Origin of the sequence: Bacillus sp. AL-1R, assembly GCF_052180195.1 — a bacterium.
Lineage (GTDB): Bacteria > Bacillota > Bacilli > Bacillales > Bacillaceae_G > Gottfriedia.
Genome location: NZ_CP197469.1, coordinates 3,453,579 through 3,478,454, shown reverse-complemented (window position 1 = coordinate 3,478,454; position 24,876 = coordinate 3,453,579). Strand labels below are relative to the sequence as shown.

At 35.2% G+C, this 24,876-nt stretch carries 21 protein-coding genes and 2 other annotated features; of the genes, 14 read left to right on the top strand and 7 right to left on the bottom strand.

Annotated features, from left to right (window positions below; genetic code table 11):
- Positions 1–2 precede the first annotated feature (2 nt).
- Complete coding sequence (locus ACSBO6_RS16700) at positions 3–1,742, top strand: glycine betaine ABC transporter substrate-binding protein (RefSeq protein ID WP_498843699.1); 1,740 nt, start codon at positions 3–5, stop codon at positions 1,740–1,742.
- A gap of 66 nt (positions 1,743–1,808) precedes the next feature.
- On the opposite strand, the gene sspI is transcribed toward ACSBO6_RS16700, so the two are convergent.
- Positions 1,809–2,018 carry a small acid-soluble spore protein SspI gene (gene sspI / locus ACSBO6_RS16695; protein WP_025568436.1) on the bottom strand — a complete coding sequence of 70 codons (210 nt, stop codon included), beginning with the start codon at positions 2,016–2,018 and terminating at the stop codon, positions 1,809–1,811.
- 102 nt (positions 2,019–2,120) lie between these two features.
- On the opposite strand from sspI, the gene ACSBO6_RS16690 reads away from it, so the two are divergent.
- The 6 genes from ACSBO6_RS16690 (at position 2,121) to ACSBO6_RS16665 (ending at position 11,948) form a co-directional block, all read left to right on the top strand.
- Positions 2,121–2,870: a TrmH family RNA methyltransferase gene (locus ACSBO6_RS16690; RefSeq protein WP_498843698.1), complete on the top strand. Its 750-nt coding sequence runs from the start codon at positions 2,121–2,123 to the stop codon at positions 2,868–2,870.
- A 134-nt stretch (positions 2,871–3,004) separates the two neighbouring features.
- Positions 3,005–3,251 (top strand) — a binding site (T-box leader).
- Positions 3,252–3,307: 56 nt separating this feature from the next.
- A complete protein-coding gene (gene pheS / locus ACSBO6_RS16685; RefSeq protein WP_098847802.1) occupies positions 3,308–4,342 on the top strand; it encodes a phenylalanine--tRNA ligase subunit alpha in 1,035 nt (344 codons plus the stop codon).
- 19 nt (positions 4,343–4,361) lie between these two features.
- Complete coding sequence (gene pheT / locus ACSBO6_RS16680; RefSeq protein WP_498843697.1) at positions 4,362–6,776, top strand: phenylalanine--tRNA ligase subunit beta; 2,415 nt, start codon at positions 4,362–4,364, stop codon at positions 6,774–6,776.
- 461 nt (positions 6,777–7,237) lie between these two features.
- The gene (locus ACSBO6_RS16675; RefSeq protein WP_498844682.1) at positions 7,238–8,374 is read left to right on the top strand and encodes an exosporium glycoprotein BclB-related protein; all 1,137 of its coding nucleotides are present in this window, start codon (positions 7,238–7,240) and stop codon (positions 8,372–8,374) included.
- A gap of 164 nt (positions 8,375–8,538) precedes the next feature.
- A complete protein-coding gene (locus ACSBO6_RS16670) occupies positions 8,539–10,341 on the top strand; it encodes an exosporium protein (RefSeq protein WP_498844681.1) in 1,803 nt (600 codons plus the stop codon).
- Positions 10,342–10,571: 230 nt separating this feature from the next.
- The gene (locus tag ACSBO6_RS16665; RefSeq protein ID WP_098848599.1) at positions 10,572–11,948 is read left to right on the top strand and encodes a glycosyltransferase; all 1,377 of its coding nucleotides are present in this window, start codon (positions 10,572–10,574) and stop codon (positions 11,946–11,948) included.
- Between the two features lie 22 nt (positions 11,949–11,970).
- On the opposite strand, the gene ACSBO6_RS16660 is transcribed toward ACSBO6_RS16665, so the two are convergent.
- Both ACSBO6_RS16660 and ACSBO6_RS16655 read right to left on the bottom strand, forming a co-directional pair.
- Entirely contained in the window at positions 11,971–13,011 is a 1,041-nt protein-coding gene (locus ACSBO6_RS16660) for a glycosyltransferase (protein ID WP_498843696.1), read from the bottom strand.
- Between the two features lie 136 nt (positions 13,012–13,147).
- Complete coding sequence (locus tag ACSBO6_RS16655; protein WP_286138554.1) at positions 13,148–14,233, bottom strand: tetratricopeptide repeat-containing glycosyltransferase family 2 protein; 1,086 nt, start codon at positions 14,231–14,233, stop codon at positions 13,148–13,150.
- Between the two features lie 121 nt (positions 14,234–14,354).
- Positions 14,355–14,575: a binding site (T-box leader), on the top strand.
- Positions 14,576–14,617: 42 nt separating this feature from the next.
- Here ACSBO6_RS16655 and argS point away from each other — a divergent pair.
- On the top strand, positions 14,618–16,306 hold the full coding sequence (gene argS, locus ACSBO6_RS16650) for an arginine--tRNA ligase (protein WP_098848597.1): 1,689 nt from the start codon (positions 14,618–14,620) through the stop codon (positions 16,304–16,306).
- Positions 16,307–16,547: 241 nt separating this feature from the next.
- Positions 16,548–17,141, top strand: coding sequence for a nitroreductase family protein (locus ACSBO6_RS16645; RefSeq protein ID WP_098848596.1), 594 nt, complete (start codon positions 16,548–16,550; stop codon positions 17,139–17,141).
- A gap of 54 nt (positions 17,142–17,195) precedes the next feature.
- On the opposite strand, the gene ACSBO6_RS16640 is transcribed toward ACSBO6_RS16645, so the two are convergent.
- A complete protein-coding gene (locus ACSBO6_RS16640; protein ID WP_498843695.1) occupies positions 17,196–18,752 on the bottom strand; it encodes an ABC-F family ATP-binding cassette domain-containing protein in 1,557 nt (518 codons plus the stop codon).
- Positions 18,753–19,066: 314 nt separating this feature from the next.
- Between ACSBO6_RS16640 and ACSBO6_RS16635 the strand changes: the two genes are divergently transcribed.
- A complete protein-coding gene (locus ACSBO6_RS16635) occupies positions 19,067–19,681 on the top strand; it encodes a PH domain-containing protein (RefSeq protein WP_098848594.1) in 615 nt (204 codons plus the stop codon).
- A gap of 185 nt (positions 19,682–19,866) precedes the next feature.
- Here ACSBO6_RS16635 and ACSBO6_RS16630 read toward each other — a convergent pair whose 3' ends face one another.
- Both ACSBO6_RS16630 and ACSBO6_RS16625 read right to left on the bottom strand, forming a co-directional pair.
- On the bottom strand, positions 19,867–20,334 hold the full coding sequence (locus ACSBO6_RS16630; RefSeq protein ID WP_098848593.1) for a PH domain-containing protein: 468 nt from the start codon (positions 20,332–20,334) through the stop codon (positions 19,867–19,869).
- 14 nt (positions 20,335–20,348) lie between these two features.
- A complete protein-coding gene (locus ACSBO6_RS16625; protein WP_098848592.1) occupies positions 20,349–20,789 on the bottom strand; it encodes a DinB family protein in 441 nt (146 codons plus the stop codon).
- Between the two features lie 119 nt (positions 20,790–20,908).
- On the opposite strand from ACSBO6_RS16625, the gene ACSBO6_RS16620 reads away from it, so the two are divergent.
- Positions 20,909–21,181: a hypothetical protein gene (locus tag ACSBO6_RS16620; RefSeq protein WP_098848591.1), complete on the top strand. Its 273-nt coding sequence runs from the start codon at positions 20,909–20,911 to the stop codon at positions 21,179–21,181.
- Positions 21,182–21,261: 80 nt separating this feature from the next.
- Here the strand turns inward: ACSBO6_RS16620 and rnhC are convergent, their stop codons facing one another.
- Positions 21,262–22,194, bottom strand: coding sequence for a ribonuclease HIII (rnhC, locus tag ACSBO6_RS16615; RefSeq protein ID WP_498843694.1), 933 nt, complete (start codon positions 22,192–22,194; stop codon positions 21,262–21,264).
- Positions 22,195–22,290: 96 nt separating this feature from the next.
- On the opposite strand from rnhC, the gene zapA reads away from it, so the two are divergent.
- The 3 genes from zapA to polX are packed head-to-tail and all read left to right on the top strand — an operon-like array spanning position 22,291 to position 24,872.
- On the top strand, positions 22,291–22,581 hold the full coding sequence (gene zapA / locus ACSBO6_RS16610; RefSeq protein WP_098848589.1) for a cell division protein ZapA: 291 nt from the start codon (positions 22,291–22,293) through the stop codon (positions 22,579–22,581).
- Entirely contained in the window at positions 22,574–23,101 is a 528-nt protein-coding gene (locus tag ACSBO6_RS16605) for a CvpA family protein (RefSeq protein ID WP_098848588.1), read from the top strand. The genes zapA and ACSBO6_RS16605 overlap by 8 nt, the downstream gene beginning before the upstream one ends.
- 46 nt (positions 23,102–23,147) lie before the next feature.
- Positions 23,148–24,872 (top strand): DNA polymerase/3'-5' exonuclease PolX, encoded by a 1,725-nt coding sequence (polX, locus tag ACSBO6_RS16600; RefSeq protein WP_098848587.1) that lies wholly within the window; start codon positions 23,148–23,150, stop codon positions 24,870–24,872.
- Positions 24,873–24,876 lie beyond the last annotated feature (4 nt).

Below are 24,876 nucleotides of genomic sequence, written 5' to 3'. Positions count from 1 at the left end.
ATATGGGTATTCCAAAAATTCCGTTAGCAGAATGGATTGATAAAATAGTTGATATCATTATTAAAACTTTCCATCCTCTATTCGGTGCAATAACTAACATCACAGAATCCCTTTTAAATAACCTTGTTAAGGTTTTAGGACTTGGCCCTTCAATTATTCTAATCATATTAATTTCATTACTTGCTTTTTATACAAGTAGGTGGACTGTTGGTCTGTTTACACTACTTGGTTTGTTATTAATTGATAATCTTGGACTTTGGGATGCAACAATTGATTCCTTAGCATTGATCTTATCATCAATCGTTATTACGGTTGTAATTGGTATTCCTTTAGGGATTTGGTCATCGCAAAATGATCGAGTGAAACAGGTGATTACACCAATACTCGACTTTATGCAAACAATGCCAGCATTCGTTTATTTAATTCCAGCAATTCTCTTTTTCGGAATTGGTGTAGTTCCTGGTATTTTAGCTTCTGTTATTTTTGCTATTCCACCAACAATACGATTAACGAATTTAGGTATACGAGAAGTTCCAAATGATTTAATAGAGGCATCTAATGCTTTTGGATCAACAACATGGCAAAGACTCTTTAAAGTGCAACTACCATTAGCAGCTCCTACAATTTTAGCTGGTATCAATCAAAGTATTATGCTTGCATTATCGATGGTCGTTATTTCATCACTAGTAGGTGCTCCTGGATTAGGTGCAGAAGTTTATCGTGCCGTAACCCAGATTAAAGTAGGGGAAGGATTCGAGGCAGGAATTTCAATTGTTATTGTTGCAATTATTCTTGATCGTATTTCTCAAAACCTTCGTCAACCGGCTTACGGGAAAAAAATGGCAAAAAAATATGTTTATGGACTAATTGCACTAATCTTTTGTATTACCGCTATTTCAGTTGCATTTACGGGTGATAAAACACAAAAATCGTCTTCAAATAATATAGGTTCTCAAGTTAATTATGAGATTACCGGGATTGATCCAGGAGCTGGGTTAATGAAAGCAACTGAAAAAGCAATGAAGGATTACGACTTAAAGGATTGGACATTAAAAGAAGGTTCTTCTGCAGCGATGACTGCTGAATTGAAAAAAGCATATGAAAATAAAGAACCGATTATCGTTACTGGATGGACGCCACACTGGATGTTTTCGAAGTATAAGTTAAAGTATTTAGAAGATCCAAAAGGCTCATTTGGTAAGGATGAATCAATTCATACAATAGTTAGAAAAGGATTAAAAGAAGATATTCCTGGTGCATATACGATATTAGATAACTTCTCATGGAAACCATCTGATATGGAAGAAGTGATGGGTGATATCCAAGATGGTATGAAACCAGATAAAGCAGCAGAAAAATGGATTAAAAAGCATCAAAATCAAGTAAATAGTTGGACGAAAGATTCTTCAAAAGGACACGGTGAAAAAATTAGTTTAGTTTATGTTTCATGGGAATCTGAAGTTGCCAGCACAAATGTCATTGGAAAAGTGCTAGAAAATCAAGGATATGACGTTACATTAAAACAAATTGAGGCAGGACCGATGTTTGCAGGTATTGCAGATGGAAGTGCAGATGCAATGGTTGCAGCGTGGCTACCCACAACTCACAAAGATTACATGAATGAATATAAAAAACAACTAGTCGATCTTGGACCAAATTTAAAAGGGACAAAGTTAGGTTTAGTCGTGCCAGAATATATGAAGATTAATTCGATTGATGATTTAAAAGATAAAACGAACTAACCAAAAAGGACTAACGTAAAGTTAAAATCTTACGTTAGTCCTTTTTTATGTTTTTAACAGATTAGATTACTGGCTTACTCCATTTTCTAAAACTGTAAGTAGTTCATGCTTTTGGTTTTCTGAAGCGTGATTCCAAAAAACTTCAAGAAGTACACCTAAACCTGGTAATACTTTTTCCTCGCCACTTTGAATCGCATCTACAATTGTTGCTTCTAATTGATCACTTTTATTACCTGAAATATTGTGAAGAACTGCTCCGCGAATATTAAAATTCATTTGGATTCTCCTTTCATATTAAGCTTAATGTAGTATTTGTAAACGGAAACGATTTTATGTATGATAAACGATAAGAGATACGATGAAAGGTAAAGGAAATTTATGAAACAAATTGATTCCATACAAAATAATTCTGTGAAGGCTTGGAAAAAGCTACATACAAAAAAAGGAAGAGATAAAGCTAAACAATATATCGTAGAAGGTTTTCATTTAGTCGAAGAGGCAATTAAGCATGATGCACCGATTCTTCATTTATTAATCAGTGAAGATATTGACTTACCTTCTAATTTTTCAACAGGTTCCTTTGAGATTACGTATATATCTAAAGAGGTTAGCAAGGAATTAAGCGAAACAGAAACATCTCAAGGTATTTTTGCAATTATTGAATTTTCATTTGTAAGAATTGATTTTGAGAAAGTGTCAAAAATATTATTAATTGATGAAGTTCAGGATCCAGGGAATGTTGGAACAATGATTCGAACAGCAGATGCTGCTGGTTTTGATGGCGTTATTTTAGGTTCAGGTACAAGTGACCTATATAATGCTAAAACAATTCGATCCACCCAAGGATCACTATTCCATTTACCGATATTACGTGGTGATTTAGTTGAAGCAGTTTCGAATTTAAAAGAAAAAGGAATAACTGTTTACGGGACATCTCTTCAAAATGCAAAACCATTTAATGAGGTAAACGTTTCAAATCGTTTTGCCATTATTGTAGGGAATGAAGGTAAAGGTGTGAATTCAACATTACTCTCATTAACCGATGAAAATCTTTATATTCCGATTTATGGTAAAGCTGAATCATTAAACGTTGCTATTGCAGCAGGGATTCTAATGTATAGTCTGTGAAAAAATAATAGAAGCCTCATCCTGAGCGCTCTCTAGGACAGTAAAAATGATATAAATCAATTAGTAAATAATTATGTTGAGCAGTTGCATTAATTGAAAAAAATCAATATAATTAATTAAGAAAATTTAATACATAAAAAGCTTTGACAGAGAATAGTAAATTTGACTCTCTATCTAGGGAAAAGGTGCCGTAGACTGTAAGCACTTTTATAGTAGACCAAATTGAATTCACCTCTTGAGCTAGCGCCGGGACCATTTTTAAATGTAAAGGCGACTCGGTCTATCTAAGTAGATCGTTATATGAATGAAGTGAGCAGTTAGTTTCTAAAGATATATTAACTGTTAATTAGGGTGGTACCGCGATCAATCCTCGTCCCTTTTTTGGGAGCGAGGTTTTTTTATGTTTAAATTTAAGGTTTTGAATAGGAGGATTATTTATGCAAGAGCGTTTAGTTTCTTTACAAACAGAAGCGATTAAGCAAATAGAAGAAGCAAAAGATTTAAAAGCATTAAATGAAATAAGAATTGCTTATCTAGGAAAAAAAGGTCCGATTACTGAGGCAATGAAAGCAATGAAGGATTTAACTCCAGAAGAGCGCCCAAAAATGGGGGCTGTTGCTAATGAAGTACGTGCGGCAATCCAAGAAAAACTTGAAGCAAAACAAGTTGTATTAGAACAAAATGCAATTAATGAAAAATTAGAAAGTGAATCAATTGACGTAACACTTCCAGGAAGACCAGTTCATGCAGGTGGAGCTCATCCATTAAGAGCGGTAATTCAAGAAATTGAAGATTTATTTATTGGAATGGGATATGAAATTGCTGAAGGTCCAGAAGTTGAGAAGGACTATTATAATTTCGAAGCTTTAAATTTACCAAAAGGACATCCGGCTCGTGATATGCAGGATTCATTCTATATTTCTGAAGAAACATTAATGAGAACTCATACTTCACCTGTTCAAGCCAGAACAATGGAAGCAAACGTGGAAAAAGGTCCAATTAAAATAATTTGTCCTGGTAAAGTTTATCGCCGTGATGACGATGATGCTACACATTCTCATCAATTTATGCAAATCGAAGGTCTTGTAATTGGTGAAAACATTTCAATGAGTGATTTAAAAGGTACTTTACAACTTTTTGCGAAGAAAATGTTTGGTGAAGATCGTGAAATTCGCTTACGCCCAAGCTTCTTCCCATTCACTGAGCCTTCAGTAGAAATGGATATTTCTTGTATGAAATGTGGAGGAAAAGGCTGTAACATGTGTAAGCACACTGGATGGATTGAAATTTTAGGTGCGGGAATGGTACATCCAAACGTACTTGAGATGGCTGGATATAATCCGAAAGAAGTTCAAGGATTCGCTTTTGGTATGGGTCCAGAACGTATTGCATTATTAAAATATGGTATTGATGATATTCGTCATTTCTATACGAACGATATAAGATTCTTAAAGCAATTCCAACAAATGTAAGGTAGGAGGGGACTAAAACATGTTTGTATCAACAAAATGGTTACAAGAATACGTTGATTTAAGTGGTGTTACACCAGACGAACTTGCAAAATTAATCACTAAAGCAGGTATTGAAGTTGAAGGTGTTGATCATCTTTCAGAAGGAATTAAAAATGTTGTTGTTGGTTATGTAATGGAACGTGAACAACATCCAGAGGCAGATAAATTATCAAAATGTACTGTTGATGTTGGCGAAGAGCAACCAGTACAAATTATTTGTGGCGCACCGAATGTTGCTAAAGGTCAAAAAGTGATCGTGGCAAAGGTAGGCGCTGTTTTACCGGGGAATTTCAAAATTAAAAAAGCAAAATTACGTGGTGAAGTTTCTGAAGGAATGATTTGCTCTCTTCAAGAATTAGGCATTGAAGGAAAAGTAGTTGCAAAAGAATTCTCAAATGGAATCTTTGTTTTACCAAGTGATGCTGAAGTTGGAGCAAGTGCATTAGACGTACTATATCGTGATGATGCTGTATTAGAACTTGGATTAACACCAAACCGTGCTGATTGCTTAAATATGATCGGTGTTGCCTACGAGGTAGCTGCAATTTTAGATCGTGATGTAAAACTTCCAGAAATAAGTGCTCAATCAGCTACAGGCGCTGATTATGTTTCAGTTTCAATTGAATCAAAAGAAGATGCACCATATTATAGTGCTAAATTAGTTAAAGGTGTAAAAATTGGTCCATCACCATTATGGATGCAATCTCGTTTAATGAGTGCTGGTATTCGTCCGATTAATAATGTTGTTGATATTACGAACTATATTTTAATTGAGTATGGTCAACCATTACACGCGTTTGATTTTAATAAATTAAATAGTAAGCAAATTATCGTACGACATGCGAAGGAAAACGAAAAGATCGTTACACTTGATGGTGAAGAGCGTACATTGCAACCACATAATTTAGTGATCGCAACAGAGAAAGAAGCCGTTGCAGTTGCAGGTGTAATGGGTGGTCAAAGTACTGAAGTTGATGTGGAAACTGTAGACGTTTTAATTGAATCAGCAGTTTTCAGAGGTCAAAGTGTTCGCCAAACATCAAAAGACCTTGGCTTACGTAGTGATTCAAGTGCCCGTTTTGAAAAAGGTATTGACGCTTCACGTACATTCCCTGCTTCAGAACGTGCTGCTATGTTAATGGCTGAACTAGCTGGTGGAACAATTGTAGAAGGTACAGTAATTGCCGACAATTTAGTTGAAGAAGCTAAAAAAGTTTCAGTTTCTGTAAGTAAGATTAATGGTGTACTTGGTACCTCAATTGATGCTGAGACAGTAAAAGATATTTTCCGTCGCTTAAGATTAGAAGCTACTGAGAATGGCGAAGTATTTACAGTTACTGTTCCAAGTCGTCGTGGTGATCTTTCAATTGAAGAAGATTTAGTTGAAGAAGTAGGAAGATTGTATGGCTATGATCATATTCCTGCCACTTTACCAACAGGTGTTGCTAGTCGTGGACAATTAACACCTTATCAAGCAAAACGTAGAAAAATTCGTCAATATTTACAGCATGCAGGTCTTTACGAAGCTGTTACGTACTCTTTAACAAGCAATAATAAAGTAAAACGCTTTGCATTAGAAACAGTAGATGCAGAACCTGTACGTTTAGCTTTACCAATGAGTGAAGAACGTAGTGAGCTACGTTTCAGTTTAGTACCTCATTTATTAGATGCGATTGCATATAATGTTGCACGTAAAGAAGAAAATGTTCATTTATTTGAAACAGGATCTGTATTCTTAACAAAAGAAAATAACGATTTACCGCATGAAGAAGAGTATTTAGCTGGTGCGTTAACTGGTTTATGGTTACAACATGCTTGGCAAGGCGAGAAAAAAGCAGTTGATTTCTATGTTGTAAAAGGTATTTTAGACGGTTTATTTAATGAATTAGGTTTATCAAATAAAATAACATACCTTGCTGCTAAGAAAGAAGATTTACACCCAGGACGTACTGCAAGTATATTATTAAACGGAGAAGAAATTGGTTTTATCGGTCAAGTTCATCCTGTTACTCAAAAAGAGTGGGATCTGAAAGAAACGTATGTATTCCAATTATCTCTTGAAAAGCTATTAAATACTGAATTTGATGATATTTTATACAATGCAATTCCTCGTTTCCCATCAATGAGTCGAGATATGGCATTAGTTGTTGATTCGAAAGTATTTGCTGGTGATATTCTATCTACAATTCGTTCAACTGGTGGAAGACTTCTAAAGGATGCTACAATCTTTGATTTATACGAAGGTGATAAGATGGAAGCTGGTAAAAAATCAGTTGCCTTCTCATTAACATATTTCGATCCAGAACGTACTCTAACGGATGAAGAAGTAACTAAAGCTCATTCGAAAGTATTAAAAGCTGTAGAAGAAACGCATAATGCTCAATTAAGAGGTTAATTACACACTCTATTGCTGATTTAATAAAATTTTATAAGCAAAGGAAAACCGGAAATCTTAGATTTTCGGTTTTTTTAGGTGAATATTCTATTAGATATTTTTAATAGAATATTCACCTATTTTTTGACTCATTTTTATGGTGTGAATGAACCAATTTGTCCTTTTTTTTATACAATAAATTGTACAATTAAAATTTTTATGAGAGGTGTATTTTTTTGCCATTACCACCAATTCCACCACTACCACAACAACCATCAGAAGAACCAAATCAACAAGGTACTACACAAAGCACAGAAGAATCAGAGTTATTACAACAAATTTCTTCAATCCTTCCAAATCTAGTAATGGGCCCAACAGGTCCAACTGGAGCAACTGGTCCTCGTGGAGAAAGAGGAAAACGAGGAAAAGAAGGGGATGAAGGAGAAAGAGGTCCAAGAGGTCCTATGGGACCTATGGGACCTATGGGTCCAATGGGTCCAATGGGACCAGCAGGAATTCCGGGTGCCGCAGGAGCTCCAGGCCCAGCAGGAGCAACAGGAGCAACAGGAGCAACAGGTCCTTCAGGAGGCCCTCCAGGTCCACAAGGAATTCCAGGTCCTGCAGGTCCAACAGGCTCAGCAGGCCCAGCAGGAGTCCCAGGTCCAACGGGCCCAGCAGGTCCACAAGGAACGCCTGGTCTACAAGGTCCAACAGGCCCAGCGGGAACACCGGGAACACCAGGAGCAGACGGAGCGACAGGCCCAGCAGGCCCAGCAGGAGCAACAGGAGCAGACGGAGCGACAGGCCCAGCAGGAGCAACAGGAGCAGACGGAGCGACAGGCCCAGCAGGCCCAACAGGCCCAGCGGGAGCAACAGGCGCAGCAGGAGCAACAGGCGCAGACGGAGCGACAGGCCCAGCGGGAGCAACAGGAGCAGACGGAGCGACAGGCCCAGCAGGAGCAACAGGAGCAGACGGAGCGACAGGCCCAGCGGGAGCAACAGGAGCAGACGGAGCGACAGGCCCAACAGGAGCAGACGGAGCAACTGGCCCAACAGGTCCAGCAGGGGCAACTGGTGTAGCAGGTACAGGTGCAATCATTCCGTTTGCATCAGGTACACCAATCGCGATGGCATCAGTAGATCTCCTTGGGGTGAGTTTAGCTAGTACGGCTGGTCTTGTAGGGTTTGGAAGTTCACTTCCGAATGTTGCATTACTTCCTGGACCAGCGATTAATTTAACTGGAACTGGATTGCCAACTGAAATACTTGATTTTGCATTTACAATGCCTAGAGCGGGTACAATAACGGCTATTTCTGCATCTTTTAGTAATGTAGTTGCTTTAAATATTTTAGGAACAAGTATTTCGGTCACTGCACAATTATATAGTGCACCGCCAAATAGCAATAACTTTACTCCAGTTGCAGGTGCAAGTGTTACTTTACCTGCTCTAGCGGGCCCACTTTCATTAGGCCAAATCGAGAGCAATATTTCTGCACCTTTAGCAATACCAGTCGCTGCACAAACTCGTTTAATGATGGTATTCACACAAACTGGAACAGGTCTTAGCCTTATTAACACTGTTACTGGATATGCTAGTGCGGGTGTATCAATAAACTAATTAATAGAAAGAAGTAAGAAAAATAGATTTTAAAAATTGGACTCTACTAAACTAGATTAGAATTTACTATCATTGATAGTTTTTTAGTCTAGTAAGTAGAGTTTTTTTTGCGGATTTTTAATAGAAATAGTATTAAAATCCAAACAAACTTGTCCAACAAAAATATGATAAATTGTACGTCAAAATATTTTTGGAGGTGTATCTATTTGCCATTACCACCAGGCCCACCAGGCCCACAATTACCACCAGCTTTTCCTCTACCACCAGCTCCAACAGGTCCTACGGGAGCACCAATACCACCAGGTCCTTCAGGTCCAACATGTCCAACATGTCCAACGGGAGCAACAGGCCCACAAGGTCCAACAGGAGCGACAGGAGCAACAGGAGCAGACGGAGCGACAGGAGCAACAGGAGCAGACGGAGCGACAGGAGCAACAGGAGCAGACGGAGCGACAGGAGCAACGGGAGCAGACGGAGCAACAGGAGCAACAGGAGCAACAGGAGCAACAGGAGCAGACGGAGCAACAGGAGCAACGGGAGCAGACGGAGCGACAGGAGAAACGGGAGCAGACGGAGCAACAGGAGAAACGGGAGCAGACGGAGCAACAGGAGCAACGGGAGCAGACGGAGCAACAGGAGCAACGGGAGCAGACGGAGCGACAGGAGCAACGGGAGCAGACGGAGCGACAGGAGCAACAGGAGCAGACGGAGAAACAGGAGCAACAGGAGCAGACGGAGCAACAGGAGCAACGGGAGCAGACGGAGCGACAGGAGCAACGGGAGCAGACGGAGCAACAGGAGCAACGGGAGCAGACGGAGCAACAGGAGCAACGGGAGCAGACGGAGCAACAGGAGCAACGGGAGCAGACGGAGCGACAGGAGCAACGGGAGCAGACGGAGCGACAGGAGCAACAGGAGCAGACGGAGCGACAGGAGCAACAGGAGCAGACGGAGCAACAGGAGCAACGGGAGCAGACGGAGCGACAGGAGCAACGGGAGCAGACGGAGCGACAGGAGCAACAGGAGCAGACGGAGCGACAGGAGCAACAGGAGCAGACGGAGCAACAGGAGCAACGGGAGCAGACGGAGCGACAGGAGCAACGGGAGCAGACGGAGCAACAGGAGCAACAGGAGCAGACGGAGCAACAGGAGCAACGGGAGCAGACGGAGCGACAGGAGCAACGGGAGCAGACGGAGCAACAGGAGCAACGGGAGCAGACGGAGCAACAGGAGCAACGGGAGCAGACGGAGCAACAGGAGCAACGGGAGCAGACGGAGCGACAGGAGCAACGGGAGCAGACGGAGCGACAGGAGCAACAGGAGCAGACGGAGCGACAGGAGCAACAGGAGCAGACGGAGCAACAGGAGCAACGGGAGCAGACGGAGCGACAGGAGCAACGGGAGCTGACGGAGCGACAGGAGCAACGGGAGCAGACGGAGCAACAGGAGCAACGGGAGCAGACGGAGCAACAGGCCCAAGTGTAACTTCAACTGGATTCTCAGCATTCATTCCAAGTGTGAATACTGCTGCTACAGCTCAATTAACTAACTGGAGTGTTGCTAGTCCACATTTCAGTTCACCAGCTTTTGATCCAACACTTGGTAATTTTACAGTACCTGCTACAGGAAGATATACTTTTGAAGCAACAATTAACTATTCAACATCTGCAACATTAACAGCTGATATTGGAGCAGGAATAAATCCTTCTTTTGTAATACGTAGAACTGCTCCTACTACTGCTGACTTAATAAGTGGTTTAGTACCAATTTTAGATGTAAATATACTTGCAGTACTGAACTTAAGAGCAATTCTAGGAGATGGAGCTGTCACGATTACTGGAGATTTAGAATTAACTGCCGGAGATGTGATCGGTCTCTTCTATGAAGCAGACGGATTGACGGTTCAGCTTACTTTAGGTGGAAACAATACAGCTGGTATCACTTGGTCAGTTCACCGTATTTCTTAACGATCACTCTTAGAGATTAGTAGTCCAATATTTAGGTGATGACAGTCCTCATTAATTATTCAATAGTAATCTATTCGAATAAATTAATGAGGATTTTTTTATTAAAAAATTAGTGCTGACCAAATATTTCCATACTGAATACATTAATTATTGCATGGGTATTTAGATAAATGAAAGTAAAAGAAATCATACTTGCTAATGAAGTGAGATACTAAGAAGGTGTTAAATGAATGAAAACTAGCATTATTATTTTAACTTATAATCAGCTAGAGGTATCGAAAAAATGCTTTGAAAGTCTTGCAAAATATACAAAGAAAGATGAAGTAGAAATCATTGTTATTGATAATGGATCGACTGATGGCACACGAGAATATTTAAGAAATAATCCTTCATTTATTACAATCTTTAATGAGAGCAATATGGGGTTTGCGAAAGGTTGTAATCAAGGAATTGAAGTCGCTACAGGTGATAACCTATTATTTTTAAATAATGATACAATCGTTACAGAAAATTGGTTAGATGCAATGCTTACTCTTTTATATAGTAATGATAAAATTGGCATGGTTGGGCCTGTAAGTAATTATGTAAGTGGATTGCAGCGAATTAATGTTGATTATCAAAATGACCAAGAAATCAATGATTTTTCATTAAGATATTGTGCAAGTGTTAAAGGAATGTCTAAGCAAGTATTAAGATTAGTAGGATTTTGTTTATTAGTAAGACGTGAATTAATTGATCGATTAGTAGGATTTGATGAAAGGTTTAAACTAGGTTCATTTGAAGATGATGATATTTGTTTAAGAACTATTTTAGAAGGCTATGAATTGCATATTGCATTAGATTCATTTGTTCATCATTACGGGCACATGACATTCAATGGAAATAGTGATATTAATATAAATCATCTATATGTTGAAAATAGAATGAAATATATCGAAAAGTGGGGAAATAATTTAATCGATATTGGGTATCCAAAGACGGAAATTATTGAAATGGTACCAGGTAATATAAATAATGTTTTAGAAATTGGTTGCTTAGCCGGAGCAACTGGTTTAGAAATTAAAAATCTATACAATTGTGAATTATATGGAACAGAAAGCGATTCAGAATTATCTTCAATTGCATCACAATTTTATAAGAGGGTTGATACAATTAGTATTGATGAAGTTCCCCACAGTTACCCAGAGGCGTATTTTGATTTAATCATAATTGATAATATTGTAAACCAACTTGTTGATCCTTGGAGTTTTATAAAAAAAATAACTAATCTTTTAAAACCATCTGGCTCAATTATTTGTAGAGTTCCAAATGTTTCCCACGGAGAAGTTCTCTTTCAATTATTACAAGGTCAATGGAATTATATACACGCTGGTATTTTGAAAAAAGAAAATATAAGATTTTTCACATCTGCAACAATTAATACACTATTTCCCACTGACCAATTTGAAGTGACGAGGAAAAAGAATGAAAATATAAATGTAGATTTAAATATTATGTTGTTTTTTGAAGAAGTAGTTCATTTAGCTCATAGCTTTGGAATAAATCTTGAACAACTAACTTCAAATCTTGAAATATATGATATGCTCTTGTTAGTAAAGAAAAAATGATGAAAAGGCAGTTGAGAGATCCTCAGCTGCCTTCGTTATTTAATCTATTTGAAAAGTACTCTCTATTTGAAAGAATACTTGGGTGTGTTGGATAAAATTGATAGGCAAATTCATTATGCTCATTTGCAAGGCGTAATTCACCTATTCTGTCATAGCAAACTGCCAGTTGTAAATGTGGCAGCCAAGTGGTACATGATGGGTTGTGATGAATTAAACGATCGTTAACCTTATTTAATGTTGCTTCTTTATACCAATAAATGGCTGAATCAAAATTATTTTTTTCAAAAAATGTATAAGCCAATCTACAACATGTTTCTGGATGAGTATTGCCATATTTAAGCGATTTTAATAACCAAGTAGTTTCTAAGTCTTTTAGATTAAACTCGTGATAACAATTAGCAATATAATGACAAGCAAGGATATTTAGTTCTTCAAATGGCTGATTTAATCTCAAAAATTTTAAAAAATACTTTATTGATTGTTCATGTTGACGATTTGTACTTAACTCTTTTGCATAATAAAATAAATCCATCGTAGAAAGATTAATGTGATTACTTAACATTTGTTCATAAATTTGAATATTTTCTTTTGCATTTTGTGTAAAAGGAAGATCAGTAATAAGGAGATTAGTAGAAAATGATTCTGTATTTGGAGAACTACTATTTGAACTTAATCTTTTAAATAATCTACTAGTTTTTTGCTTGCTTTCTACATTCCAACCGATTTGATAATCAAAATCTACATTATAAACTTCATTGTTTAATGACTGTTTTAGCTTAGAAAAATTTAAACGATCATGATCTAGTAAAACTTCACTATGGTTTAGTAAAAGTATAAAGTCTTTTGTTGCCAAAGATTTTGAAACATTTAATGCTTCTAGTTCATCCACACCATCAAAGGCATGTATATTGTCTGTAAACTGTCTTGCTAGCTCAATCGTTCGATCGTGGGAATTCATATCAACGATGATAATTTCATCAACTATGCTACTAACTAAACGAAGGCATCTTTCAATTGTGGCTTCATTATTTTGTACAACCATGCATAAACTGACTGTGATCAAGCTATCACCCTTTCTTATTATTTTGTATTAAATGATTGATGATCTATTTATGTTGATTTACTAAATAAGTAGTATCCAATTCACTTATTGTGACTTTTAAACAGTAGAGTTTAAGAAATAATGATTAGAGGATGATTTATTGTTCTTTAAAATATGAGCGGAAATACGCTTGGTTGTGTAGAACAGAAGGATTATTCGGAACAAAACTTGCTGCCACATCATTATATTTTCTAGCAGTTAATTGATCTCCTAATCGACTATAACAAAGACATAGCTGTAGATTAGGTAACCAAGTGTAACAAGCCATATTTATAAAAGGGCTATTTTTAGGTACTTCAACTAGCGTAGCAAGTTTATACCATGAAATTGCTCGTGTGTAATCTCCTTGTTGAAGATAAATAAATCCTAATCGACAGCAGTTTTCTCCTCGTGGTCCATCATAAGAAAATGAGCGTAGACAACTGCTAATAGCTTTTTCTAATTCGTTTGTATTTAAATAGCAGTCTGCCAATTTTCCACAGGCTTGAATATTATCCTCATACCAGCCTTTGCCTTCATCAAGAAACAATTCATACCATTTAATTGCCTTTTCGAATAACTGATGATCAACGCATTCATTTGCATAATAGTATTTGTCGCGAGGACTTAATTCTTTTCCGGAAGAAATTGCGTTTTCATAAATTTTTAAATTTCGATCTGAATATTCTTTGTCTTTTTGATGAATAATTGCGGCATCTGATTGGATAATCTCGCCGTAGACCTCTAAATATTCATGAACGAAACCAATCCATTTAAAGTTTCTTTCGCGCTTAACGATTCGACTCCTTACTGAACTAAAGCTAGGATTACCATTTTCATCGAACGCTAGATGATATTTCATTTTGACAGCGTCGACATTTTTAGTTAATGACTTTTTTAATTTAAGTAACTTCTTCGCATTTTCATCAGTGATAATATCATCCGCATCTAGCCACATAATATAATCCTTCGTTGCCTTAGAAAATGCAAAATTTCTTGCAGCTGAGAAATCATTGATCCAAGTAAAATCATATATTGAATTTGTAAATTTTTTAGCAATTTCCTTCGTTTTATCTGTTGAACCAGTATCAATAATGACAATTTCGTCTACTATATTAGATACAGATGATAAACATCTGGAAAGTACAGCTTCTTCGTTTTTAACAATCATACAAAGACTTAAAGTTATTGGTTTTTTTTTCATGAATTCCACCTCAATTTCTATGTTATTAAGGTTGTCAACAATTGGTGCATTTCATAGAGTTTAAAAAAATTCTTGCTTGAATTTCTACATTAGATATGATTAAATAGAAAAAATGAATATTGAAAATTTTTAGATGAAGAGAGTAATCTTATGTTGATCTTATAGAGAGTTGGGGATGGTGGAAGCCTAACAGAGCGAATAAGATGAAGCGCACTTCGGAGAAGCTAGTCTGAATTTATAGTAGGACTTTGCCGGGGAAGACCTCGTTAACAAATTTTAAGCTGGTTCAATATATTTGAACAATTAGAGTGGTACCGCGGATTAGTTAGACCCGTCTCTTATAATAGAGACGGGTTTTTTATATTTTGGAGAGGATTGATCATTATGAATTATGTAAATATGTATAGTGAACAAATTGAAAAAGCTTTAAATGGATCTTTATCTTTAACAGAAATTAATTCACTTATTGAAAAACCGCATTATGCAGATCAAGGTGATTTAGCATTTCCGTGTTTCCAATTAGCAAAAGCATTAAAAAAATCTCCAGTTCTGATTGCAAAAGAAATTGCACTACAGATTAATCATGATTTAATTGAAAAAGTAGAAGCGAACGGCCCGTATGTAAACTGCTTTTTGAATAAAAAGCTAGTTAGTAAGCAAGTAATTGAATTAGTTCTCGGTCAAGGGAAGGATTATGGAAACCAAGTAGTTGGAAAAGACAAAACGGTTGCGATTGATTGTTCCTCACCAAATATTGCAAAGCCATTTTCGATGGGGCACTTGCGTTCAACAATGATTGGTAATTCAATTGCTAAAATAGCTGAAAAAAATGGGTATAAATCAATAAAAATTAATCACCTTGGAGACTGGGGAACACAGTTTGGGAAATTAATTGTTGCTTATAAACTTTGGGGTAATCAAGATGCAGTAAAAGAAAATCCGATCAAGGAACTTCTAAAATTATATGTTAAATTTCATGAAGAAGTTGAAAAAGAGCCCCAACTTGAAGAAGAAGCTAGAAGTTGGTTTAAGCAATTAGAGGAAAAAAATGAAGAAGCCCTACATTTATGGAAGTGGTTTCGTGATGAGTCTCTTAAAGAATTCATGTTAGTTTATGATTTATTAGGAGTTAACTTTGACAGCTTCAACGGAGAAGCATTTTACAATGATAAAATGGAGCGAATTATTGAACTTCTAGAGCAAAAAAACCTTTTAGTGGAATCAGAAGGTGCCGATGTTGTTGAATTAACGGAAAAGGAATTACCGCCGTGCTTAATTAGAAAATCTGATGGAGCTACACTGTATGCAACAAGAGATTTAGCAGCTGCACTTTATCGTAAAGAAACATATGATTTTGATAAAGCGGTGTATGTTGTAGGTGGAGAACAAGCATTGCATTTTGACCAAGTATTTACAGTTTTGAAGAAAATGGGTTACGAATGGGCAAATGAAATGGTACATGTGCCATTCGGTTTAATTCTACAAAATGGTAAAAAAATGTCTACACGAAAAGGGAAAATTGTTCTATTAGAAGAGGTAATTGAGGAAGCGATTAGTTTAGCTAGTCAAAATATTGCAGAAAAAAATCCAACATTAAAAAATAAAGAAGAAGTTGCAAAAATGGTTGGAGTCGGTGCAATCATTTTCCAAGATTTAAAAAATGATCGTATGAATAATATCGAATTTTCATTAGATCAGATGCTAAAATTTGAAGGTGAAACAGGGCCATATGTACAATACTCAATTGCGAGAACAAATTCAATTTTAGAGAAAGCTTCATCACAGGATTTAAATAAACAAGATGGACTAGATGATTCATATAGTTGGGACATCATAAAACAAATCCTTGAGTTCCCTAATAAAGTTACACGTAGTTTTGAACAATTTGAACCATCTGTAATTGCTAAATATACAATAGATTTGGCACAAAGCTTCAATAAATATTATGGAAATACGCATATTTTAACAAATGATGACCAATTAGAGAGTAGATTAGCATTAATTAAAGTTGTTTCGATTGTTTTAGAAGAAGGACTAAGATTATTAGGAATTCGTGCTCCAAAAGAAATGTAAAATAACAGGTATTGAAGAAAAATTGATCTTCAATACCTGTTTTCTTTTTGGATTGATTGCAGAACTAAAAACACAGTCTTTCTAATTTTAATTACATATACATAGTTATGGAATGATTTTGTGTAGTGAAAAAGGATTAAGTCGTCTAAGAAAGTAATCAAAATTTCAAAGTTAGGTTGAAAATGATTATCATTTACATTTATAATGAATTTAAGATAAGAGAATAAGGGGAAAACGTTCAATGTCGATATTAAATTTTATTAAAAATAGAAGAACGATTAGAGATACAAAAAAGGATCCAATTAATATGGAAGAATTTATGGAGCTACTTGGGGCAGCATCTTATGCTCCTTTCCACAGTAAAGAAGAGCCTTGGCAATTTATTATGGTTTCAGAAGAGAAAGAAAAAGAATATTATGCTTCAAAAATTGTAGAAAGTTACGAAAGAATGGAATTAACTGAAACATATACAGTTGAGAAAATAAAAAAATCAACAGAATTCTTTAAAACGTATATCGTTGACACACCTTTGCACTTAATTATAACGACAGATCACTCAGTAAATGAAAAGAAAAATTTAGAAGCGATCGGAGCAACCTGTGCATTTGTACAAAATTTACAATTAGCAGCTTGGGAAAAAAATATTGGAATGGTTTGGCGTACAAACCCTTATATTTTTGATAAACAATTTTACAAAGAGATGGGCATACCAGAAAATCGAAAAATTTTAGGAGCTCTTCATATCGGTTATATCAATTCAATCCCAAAAGGAACAAAGAAAAGAAAACACCCAAGTGAATGGACTTCAAAGCTAAGTCAAAATATTTCACTTTAAAAACAAAAAAAGAGAGATCGAAACAATTTTTTCGTCTCTCTTTTTTGTATTAAATTAAAACACCTTAGTAGTCCAGTTTTCGCCATTCCATACGTCTGTTACTAAACCTTGGTAGAATTCAGGTTCGTGACAGATAATTAAAAGACTTCCTTTGTACTCTTTTAGTGCACGTTTTAGCTCTTCTTTAGCATCTACATCTAAATGGTTAGTAGGCTCATCGAGTACAAGTAAGTTTGTTTCTTGATTAATTAACTTACATAAACGAACTTTCGCCTTTTCTCCACCACTTAAAACTGCAACTTTACTCTCAATATGCTTTGTCGTTAAACCACATTTTGCAAGTGCTGAACGAACTTCATATTGTGTAAATGATGGAAATTCATCCCAAACTTCATCAATACATGTTTTATTATTATCACTTTTTACTTCTTGTTCGAAGTATCCAATGTGAAGGAATTCACCGCGTTCTACTTCACCAGAAATTGGTTTAATATCACCAAGTAAACTACGCATTAACGTCGTTTTACCGATACCGTTCGCACCAACTAAAGCAATTTTCTGTCCACGTTCCATACGTAGATTTAAAGGTTTAGATAGAGGCTCGTCATAACCAATTACTAAATCTTTTGCTTCAAATATTAATTTACCTGAAGTACGAGCTGGTTTGAAGTTGAATTCTGGTTTTGGCTTTTCACGTGCAAGCTCAATTACATCCATTTTATCAAGTTTCTTTTGGCGAGACATAGCCATATTACGTGTAGAAACACGCGCTTTATTACGTGCAACGAAATCTTTTAGTTCAGAGATTTCTTGTTGTTGACGTTTATATGCTGATTCTAATTGTGATTTTTTCATTTCATAAATTCCTTTGAAATTATCATAATCACCAACATAACGATTTAATTCTTGGTTTTCCATATGGTAAATCAAGTTAATAACACTATTTAAAAACGGAATATCATGTGAAATTAAAATAAAAGCATTTTCATACTCTTGTAAATAACGCTTTAACCATTCAATATGCTGCTCATCTAAATAGTTAGTAGGCTCATCGAGTAATAAGATATCTGGTTTTTCTAAAAGAAGTTTTGATAGAAGAACCTTTGAACGTTGACCACCAGAAAGTTCAGTTACATCTCGATCTAGTCCGATCTCATCTAAACCTAAACCACGACCAATTTCCTCAACTTTAGCATCAATGATATAGAAATCATTATTTGTTAAAGTATCTTGAAGAACACCAACATCTTCAAGCATTTTTTCCATTTCTTCTGGAGTTGCATCAGCCATTTTTACATATAATTCATTAATTTCATTTTCCAAATCAAACATATATTGGAAAGCACTTTTTAATACGTCACGAATTGTCATACCTGGCTGCAATACAGCATGCTGATCTAAATAACCTACACGTACTTTTTTAGACCATTCAACCTTACCTTCATCAGGCTGTAATTTTCCAGTAACGATATTCATGAAAGTTGATTTACCTTCACCATTTGCACCAATAAGACCGATATGTTCACCTTTTAATAGACGGAAAGATACATCATTAAAAATTGCACGATCACCGAATCCATGGCTTAAGTTTTTAACAGTTAAAATACTCATAGATCGACACCTTTTCTTTATTTTTCATATAATAATGTTCTTATTGAAAGAACGGAATTTAAACAGTCACCATCTAATTATAGTCTGCAACCGGGGATGTGTTCAACATTAAATTAAGGGGGGAAGGGTTAGACCCGAATTAAAATAGTAGACCTTATAAAAAAAAGGAAAAAAAAACATATCCCCCTACTATGCCTATCCCCATATTTTTGTATTTACTGTATAATTCAGAAGTGTAACAGTTAAAAATTGGGTTTTGAAGGCGTATAAATACTTAAATAGCCGTACCCTACTATTTTAGAGGAGGAAATTAAATGTTTGGTAAAGTTGCTGCAGATATGCTTGGTTTAAGTGATGTAGGTAGTGTTATTGAACCGAAAAATTATGACAAAGTTGATTCTGACGATTATGTAATGCATGAAGATAATGAAAAAATTTATTTCTTAATTAAATCAAAATCAGATGAGTATTGCTTTACGAATAAGGCTTTAATTCATTTAGACGGTACAAGTGCAATCAGTAAGAAACGTACACTTCATCGTTATAATTATCACACTCATAAAATCACACATGTTTTACTTGAAACAGCTGGTACAATTGATTTAGATGTTGAAATTAAGTTCAATATGGGTGGTAGAGAGTTTTCGATTGATGTTCATAAAAAACATATTGAACAAGTTAAGGACCTTTATAAAGCATTACTAATGATTGCTGAAATTAGTCATGAAAATGAAAAATCACTTGGATATGCTAAAGAAAGCATCGAAATTGCTTCTACTACATTAGGTCGCGTAACGTCAAATGAAAATAATGTAGTGAACAGTTTTAAAGAAATTAATGAAGCTGCTTTTGAATGGTTAATGAAATCTAGAGAGCAATACAAAGTGAAAGATTTCGGATCAGTTTTTGAGAAATATATTAATAATTAATTATGTAAGAGGTCTCATAAGTTAAATTGCTTATGAGGCTTTTTTTTATATCGGTTAACTTCTTTAGATTAAGGATTTATGAGTAAGGGAAAAAGGAAAAGGACTCATGAGGGGTTCTGACAAAAAATCAATCATAAACAAAGAAAACTCGCAAGGGATAGTATGATCTTGTGAGTTTTCTTTGTTTAAAGATTATATTTAATTAAAACTTCTTCTTTTTGACGATTTAATATAGTGGCATCTGGACAGCGTTTTTTTATTTCTTGTAAAAAACTGTCTTCATCTTTTGGAAGAGATAGTAAAGCATATCCGTATTTTTTATATTCAATTTTTAAACGTTTGAAGGTCCATGCAGGTGATGAAATTGGATTATTGGAGAAATTAATTGTTTTGATTTCACTATATGGAATTGTAATTGTTATGAATCCGAATTTTGATTTGAATTCATTGTCGGTTAATTCATGGTATGTTTTGAATAAAGCGTATACTAGGGTAATTAATATTGGAAATAAAAAGACAAAGGCTACTAAGCTTATGATGATTCCTGTGCGATCGGCTTCAATAAAGCTAACGATGGGAACTGAAAAAATAATGGGTATTAAGCTCAGAATTAGGGCGACTAAAAGAGGATTTTTCTTCACCTTAAATTTCATGGCGATACCTTTACCTATCCTAATATTTGATTTAAATGGTGCTTCATATGGTCAATATAGTCAGTAAATAACCAACTTAGTGTAACAGCCTCTTCATTTTGACTAATATATTGTAGTTTCCATTGGTCTTCTGACATGTTTGATAGCACATTTATGAAACGAGAATTTAAAGCAGTCCATAATGAAAGTATTTCTTCAATGGTATAGCTATTTTGATAATCATTTAGCTCTACCCATGAATTTTGTTTATAAAGCTCAAGAACGAGTTCATCATTAGAAGACAATCGATCTATAAATCTTTTATGATTCATAGTTGCAGAATCGCAAAGATGTCCAAGTATTTCTTTTTTAGACCATTTTGTAAGACTTGGTTTAAAGTCTGTATTTGATAAGGCTCTAATGATTTTTGGTACTGATTGGATTAGACTACTAAATTCGTTTATTAAATTATTCATCTAAGTATTCCTCCTTCGTTTCTACATATTATGGATATGTTTAAACATTTTTCTTTATGAGTCTTTAGACAAGCCATAGGTGAATAGGTTATTAGTAGGACAATCTTGGAGGTGGCTTGATGTTAATCTTTTTACTTTATGTCGGATTGTTAGTTGGTGTGTTAGCAGTTTATAAAGATGCCATTTTGCGGGATGTTAGTAATCTTGGGTTTCAAATGATCGGTTATTATGTACTAGCATCTTTACCTTTTAGGTTATTTTGGTTACCGATCCCTTTTGGATTTTTGATCTGTTTATTTTTATTATCTAAACCGATGCTTCGCTATAAAAAACAAAAACAAGTTGCTAGCTTATTAGGATTCATTGTATTTATAGTAGATGCTGTATTCTAAATGAATGTTTAGAATACAGCTTTTTTGATGTTTTCGTAACTTTTCGTAGGAAGCGAGATGATATCAAGCCTCCGTAACTCTCATTTTTTAGCAATCTTTAATGCTTTCTCAGTATTAGCAAAATGTAATTTCGTTAAATTTCGTAAAGCTTCAAAACCTTTGGATTTAATTAGTTTTGCAGCAGCTTGATCAACTTTTGCTCCAGCGCCTTTTGGTAAAGTCATTCCAGCTTGTTCGCTTAATTGATCCATTTGCTGTAGGAAAGCATAGCGGGCTAAAATCGAAGAAACTGCAACTGAGAGATGCAAACCTTCTGCTTTAGTAGCAAATTGAACTTTATCACGAATAACTTCTTTAGTCCCTTTTAAATAGTTGTAATACAGATTTGGAGGAGTAAATTGATCAATTAAGATGGCGTCATATTTTTTATCTCCCAATTTTGAAATTGTATTTCGAATTGCTTGATTATGTAGTAACGCCTTTAGTTTATTCATATTATAGCCTTTTTCTTGCATTGAATTGTATTTCTCATTGTTGAGTACTAATAGGCTGTAAGTTACGACATGAACAATTTTTTTTGCTATGCTGCATATGGCATCGTCAGTTAATTCTTTGGAATCTTTTACGCCTAATTCTTTTAATAATTCGAATTGACTTGGTTCTACAAAAGAAGCTACTACAGTCATTGGACCAAAGTAGTCGCCTGTACCAACTTCATCACTACCGATCACTGCAAGACTTGAAAAGTTTTTTGGTAAAGTTGAATTCGTATTGGTAGGGTTTGCTTTTTTAGTAGTTTGGCTAGCCGATTTTCCTTGCCATTTACTTACTTCGGCATCACTATTGGAGCCTTGAAACATTACTTTACCTGATTTATATGCTGTGATTGTACAGCCATTTGGTTTGGCCATAAATACTCCACCTTGTGGTACTTTTGATTGAAGGCTACTTTGGTAGTGTTCTTTCATCTTTAAGAGAGTATCCTCAGAAACTGTTATTACAGTGTTTGACATAAATTTCTCCTTTAAATGGATATTTTCCAATACTTTTGTTTGTATTGAATTTCATGTTATAGTTAAGGTTAGAATGTTTAAGAGCTGAATGGAGGTATGAAGTTGTCCAATTCTTCATCGAAACAAAAACTAAATGTAACTATTTATGGGCAACATTATGCAATTACTGGTGACGAGTCAACAGATCATATTCGCCATGTTGCCTCAATTGTAGATGATAAAATGAAAGAAATAAATAAAAAAAATCCATTATTAGATACTAATAAATTAGCTGTATTGACAGCATTAAATATTGTAAGTGATTATGTGAAATTAAAAGAAAGAGCTAATATGCTCGAAAAATTATTAGAAAAACAAACGAAAAGTGAGCAGGAAAAGAATGATTGATTTAATTATACTTATTATTTTTATTTTAGGAATTTTTACAGGTTGGAAAAGAGGATTTATTAGCAGCCTTGTTCGATTACTAGGTTTTTTACTATCCTTATACTTAGCTTATCATTATTATGAGCAGACCGCTACTTCGCTAAAGAAAATATTGCCAATTCATATAAGCGGTGGTCAGGTCGTAAATCCAGAGCAGTTTGTCTATGAAATAATCGCTTTTGCTTTGTTATTTATTGGGACAAGACTAGTCATTTCATTTATTGGTTCGTTATTAAATGGAGTTTTCCAATTACCTGTTCTAAAGCAGATGAACTCCTTATTAGGTGGGATTTTTGGTTTTATAGAAGTCTATTTATTTTCGGTTTTGGCTCTTTTTATCGCTTTAATCATACCAATCGATTCACTTCATGTTTTATTACATAAATCAAATATTGCGTATCTTATGGTCCAACATACACCATTTATATCAAATCAACTAATGGAATTATGGAACGGATTTTCTAGTTCTGAAATACTATAATCGAGTTTAGTGAAAAACAATTTTTATGTTAAGTAGGTGACTTAAAATGCACAAAAAAGAGTTAATTAAACTGTTAGAACAAATTGCTACTTATTTAGAACTAAAAGGTGAAAATGCTTTTAAAATATCAGCATTTCGTAAAGCGGCAAATGCATTAGAAACAGATGAAAGAAGTCTTGAACAAATCGACGACTTTACTGCCATAAAAGGAATCGGAAAAGGGACTTCTGCAGTAATTTTAGAATATATTGAAACTGGTAAAAGTACGGTATTGGAGGAACTTCAAGAGTCATTACCTAAAACTTTACTTCCTTTACTTAGACTACCAGGATTAGGTGGAAAAAAAGTAGCTAAGCTATATCAATTATTACAAATTGAGAGCATGGAGCAGTTAAAAGAAGCATGCTTAAATGGTAAGTTACAAGGATTAGCTGGATTCGGTAAAAAGACAGAGAAAAATATTTTAGAATCAATCGAGGAGTTTGGTAAGCAGCCTGAACGCTTGCCATTAGCAGATGTACTACCGATTGCTGATAAAATTGAAGCTTATTTAGCAGAAATGAAGTATGTCGAGAAGTATTCAAGAGCTGGAAGCTTACGACGAGTACGTGAAACGGTTAAAGATTTAGACTTCATTGTTGCGTCTACTAATCCGGAAAGTATTAAAGAACAATTACTTTCGATGCCAGAAATTGTTCGAATAATTGCACAGGGAGATACTAAAGTTTCTCTTGTTTTAAAAGGTGTTGAGTATGAGATTTCAGTTGATTTCCGAATTATTCAACCAAAGGAGTTTGCTACAACTTTGCATCATTTTACTGGTTCAAAGGATCATAATGTAGCTATGCGCCAATTGGCTAAAGAGCGTGATGAAAAAATTAGTGAGTACGGTGTTGAAAATGTTAATACTGGAGAAGTTTTAACTTTTGAAAATGAAGAAGATTTTTATGCCCATTTTAATTTACCTTGTTTTCCACCTGAAATTCGAGAGGATGGGAAGGAAGTTTCAACTTTTACAAACGATTATCCATTAATTCGTTTAGAAGATATGAAATCTGATTTGCATATGCACTCTACTTGGAGTGATGGTGGGTATTCAATCGAAGAAATGGCAGATGCATGTCGTGCTAAAGGATATAAATATATTGTCATCACAGATCATTCTCAATATTTAAAGGTTGCGAATGGTTTAACTCCTGAGCGCTTATGGAAACAAAAAGAAGAAATTCAACGTGTAAACGAAAAATACACTGATTTTACAATTCTACATGGGGTAGAAATGGATATTTTACCTGATGGTTCCCTAGATTATGAAGATGATGTTTTACGTTCACTTGATTTTGTTATCGCATCAATTCATTCCAGCTTTAGTCAAGATGAAGAGACAATCATGATGCGTTTAAAAAATGCAATGAGAAATCCATATGTTAGCATGATTGGACATCCAACAGGGCGAAAAATTGGCAGAAGAGCTGGGTATAAAGTAAATGCTGAAGAATTAATTTCTGTAGCAAAAGAAACAGGTACAATTTTAGAATTAAATGCAAATCCAAATCGGTTAGATTTAAATAAAGAAATGTTAATGATGGCACAGGAAGCTGGTGTCATGCTATCAATTAATACTGATGCACATAATATTGATATGCTAGAGCATATGACGGTTGGGGTTAGTGCGGCCAAGAAGGCTTGGTTAAAAAGAGAAAATATTGTAAATACATTTGAATTACACGAACTTTTAAGTTTGATTGAAAGGAAACGTAATCGAGTGTAAGGAG

What these genes read in the sequence shown, in the direction of transcription:
- ACSBO6_RS16670 (WP_498844681.1), top strand. Translation starts at nt 8,539, where the DNA reads ATGATAAATTGTACGTCAAAATATTTTTGGAGGTGTATCTATTTGCCA.
- ACSBO6_RS16645 (WP_098848596.1), top strand. Translation starts at nt 16,548, where the DNA reads ATGTCGATATTAAATTTTATTAAAAATAGAAGAACGATTAGAGATACA.
- sspI (WP_025568436.1), bottom strand. Translation starts at nt 2,018, where the DNA reads ATGAATTTTAATATTCGCGGAGCAGTTCTTCACAATATTTCAGGTAAT.
- pheS (WP_098847802.1), top strand. Translation starts at nt 3,308, where the DNA reads ATGCAAGAGCGTTTAGTTTCTTTACAAACAGAAGCGATTAAGCAAATA.
- ACSBO6_RS16690 (WP_498843698.1), top strand. Translation starts at nt 2,121, where the DNA reads ATGAAACAAATTGATTCCATACAAAATAATTCTGTGAAGGCTTGGAAA.
- ACSBO6_RS16605 (WP_098848588.1), top strand. Translation starts at nt 22,574, where the DNA reads ATGATTGATTTAATTATACTTATTATTTTTATTTTAGGAATTTTTACA.
- ACSBO6_RS16635 (WP_098848594.1), top strand. Translation starts at nt 19,067, where the DNA reads ATGTTTGGTAAAGTTGCTGCAGATATGCTTGGTTTAAGTGATGTAGGT.
- ACSBO6_RS16640 (WP_498843695.1), bottom strand. Translation starts at nt 18,752, where the DNA reads ATGAGTATTTTAACTGTTAAAAACTTAAGCCATGGATTCGGTGATCGT.
- polX (WP_098848587.1), top strand. Translation starts at nt 23,148, where the DNA reads ATGCACAAAAAAGAGTTAATTAAACTGTTAGAACAAATTGCTACTTAT.
- ACSBO6_RS16625 (WP_098848592.1), bottom strand. Translation starts at nt 20,789, where the DNA reads ATGAATAATTTAATAAACGAATTTAGTAGTCTAATCCAATCAGTACCA.
- pheT (WP_498843697.1), top strand. Translation starts at nt 4,362, where the DNA reads ATGTTTGTATCAACAAAATGGTTACAAGAATACGTTGATTTAAGTGGT.
- ACSBO6_RS16700 (WP_498843699.1), top strand. Translation starts at nt 3, where the DNA reads ATGGGTATTCCAAAAATTCCGTTAGCAGAATGGATTGATAAAATAGTT.
- ACSBO6_RS16655 (WP_286138554.1), bottom strand. Translation starts at nt 14,233, where the DNA reads ATGAAAAAAAAACCAATAACTTTAAGTCTTTGTATGATTGTTAAAAAC.
- zapA (WP_098848589.1), top strand. Translation starts at nt 22,291, where the DNA reads ATGAAGTTGTCCAATTCTTCATCGAAACAAAAACTAAATGTAACTATT.
- argS (WP_098848597.1), top strand. Translation starts at nt 14,618, where the DNA reads ATGAATTATGTAAATATGTATAGTGAACAAATTGAAAAAGCTTTAAAT.
- rnhC (WP_498843694.1), bottom strand. Translation starts at nt 22,194, where the DNA reads ATGTCAAACACTGTAATAACAGTTTCTGAGGATACTCTCTTAAAGATG.
- ACSBO6_RS16675 (WP_498844682.1), top strand. Translation starts at nt 7,238, where the DNA reads ATGGGTCCAATGGGTCCAATGGGACCAGCAGGAATTCCGGGTGCCGCA.
- ACSBO6_RS16620 (WP_098848591.1), top strand. Translation starts at nt 20,909, where the DNA reads ATGTTAATCTTTTTACTTTATGTCGGATTGTTAGTTGGTGTGTTAGCA.
- ACSBO6_RS16630 (WP_098848593.1), bottom strand. Translation starts at nt 20,334, where the DNA reads ATGAAATTTAAGGTGAAGAAAAATCCTCTTTTAGTCGCCCTAATTCTG.
- ACSBO6_RS16665 (WP_098848599.1), top strand. Translation starts at nt 10,572, where the DNA reads ATGAAAACTAGCATTATTATTTTAACTTATAATCAGCTAGAGGTATCG.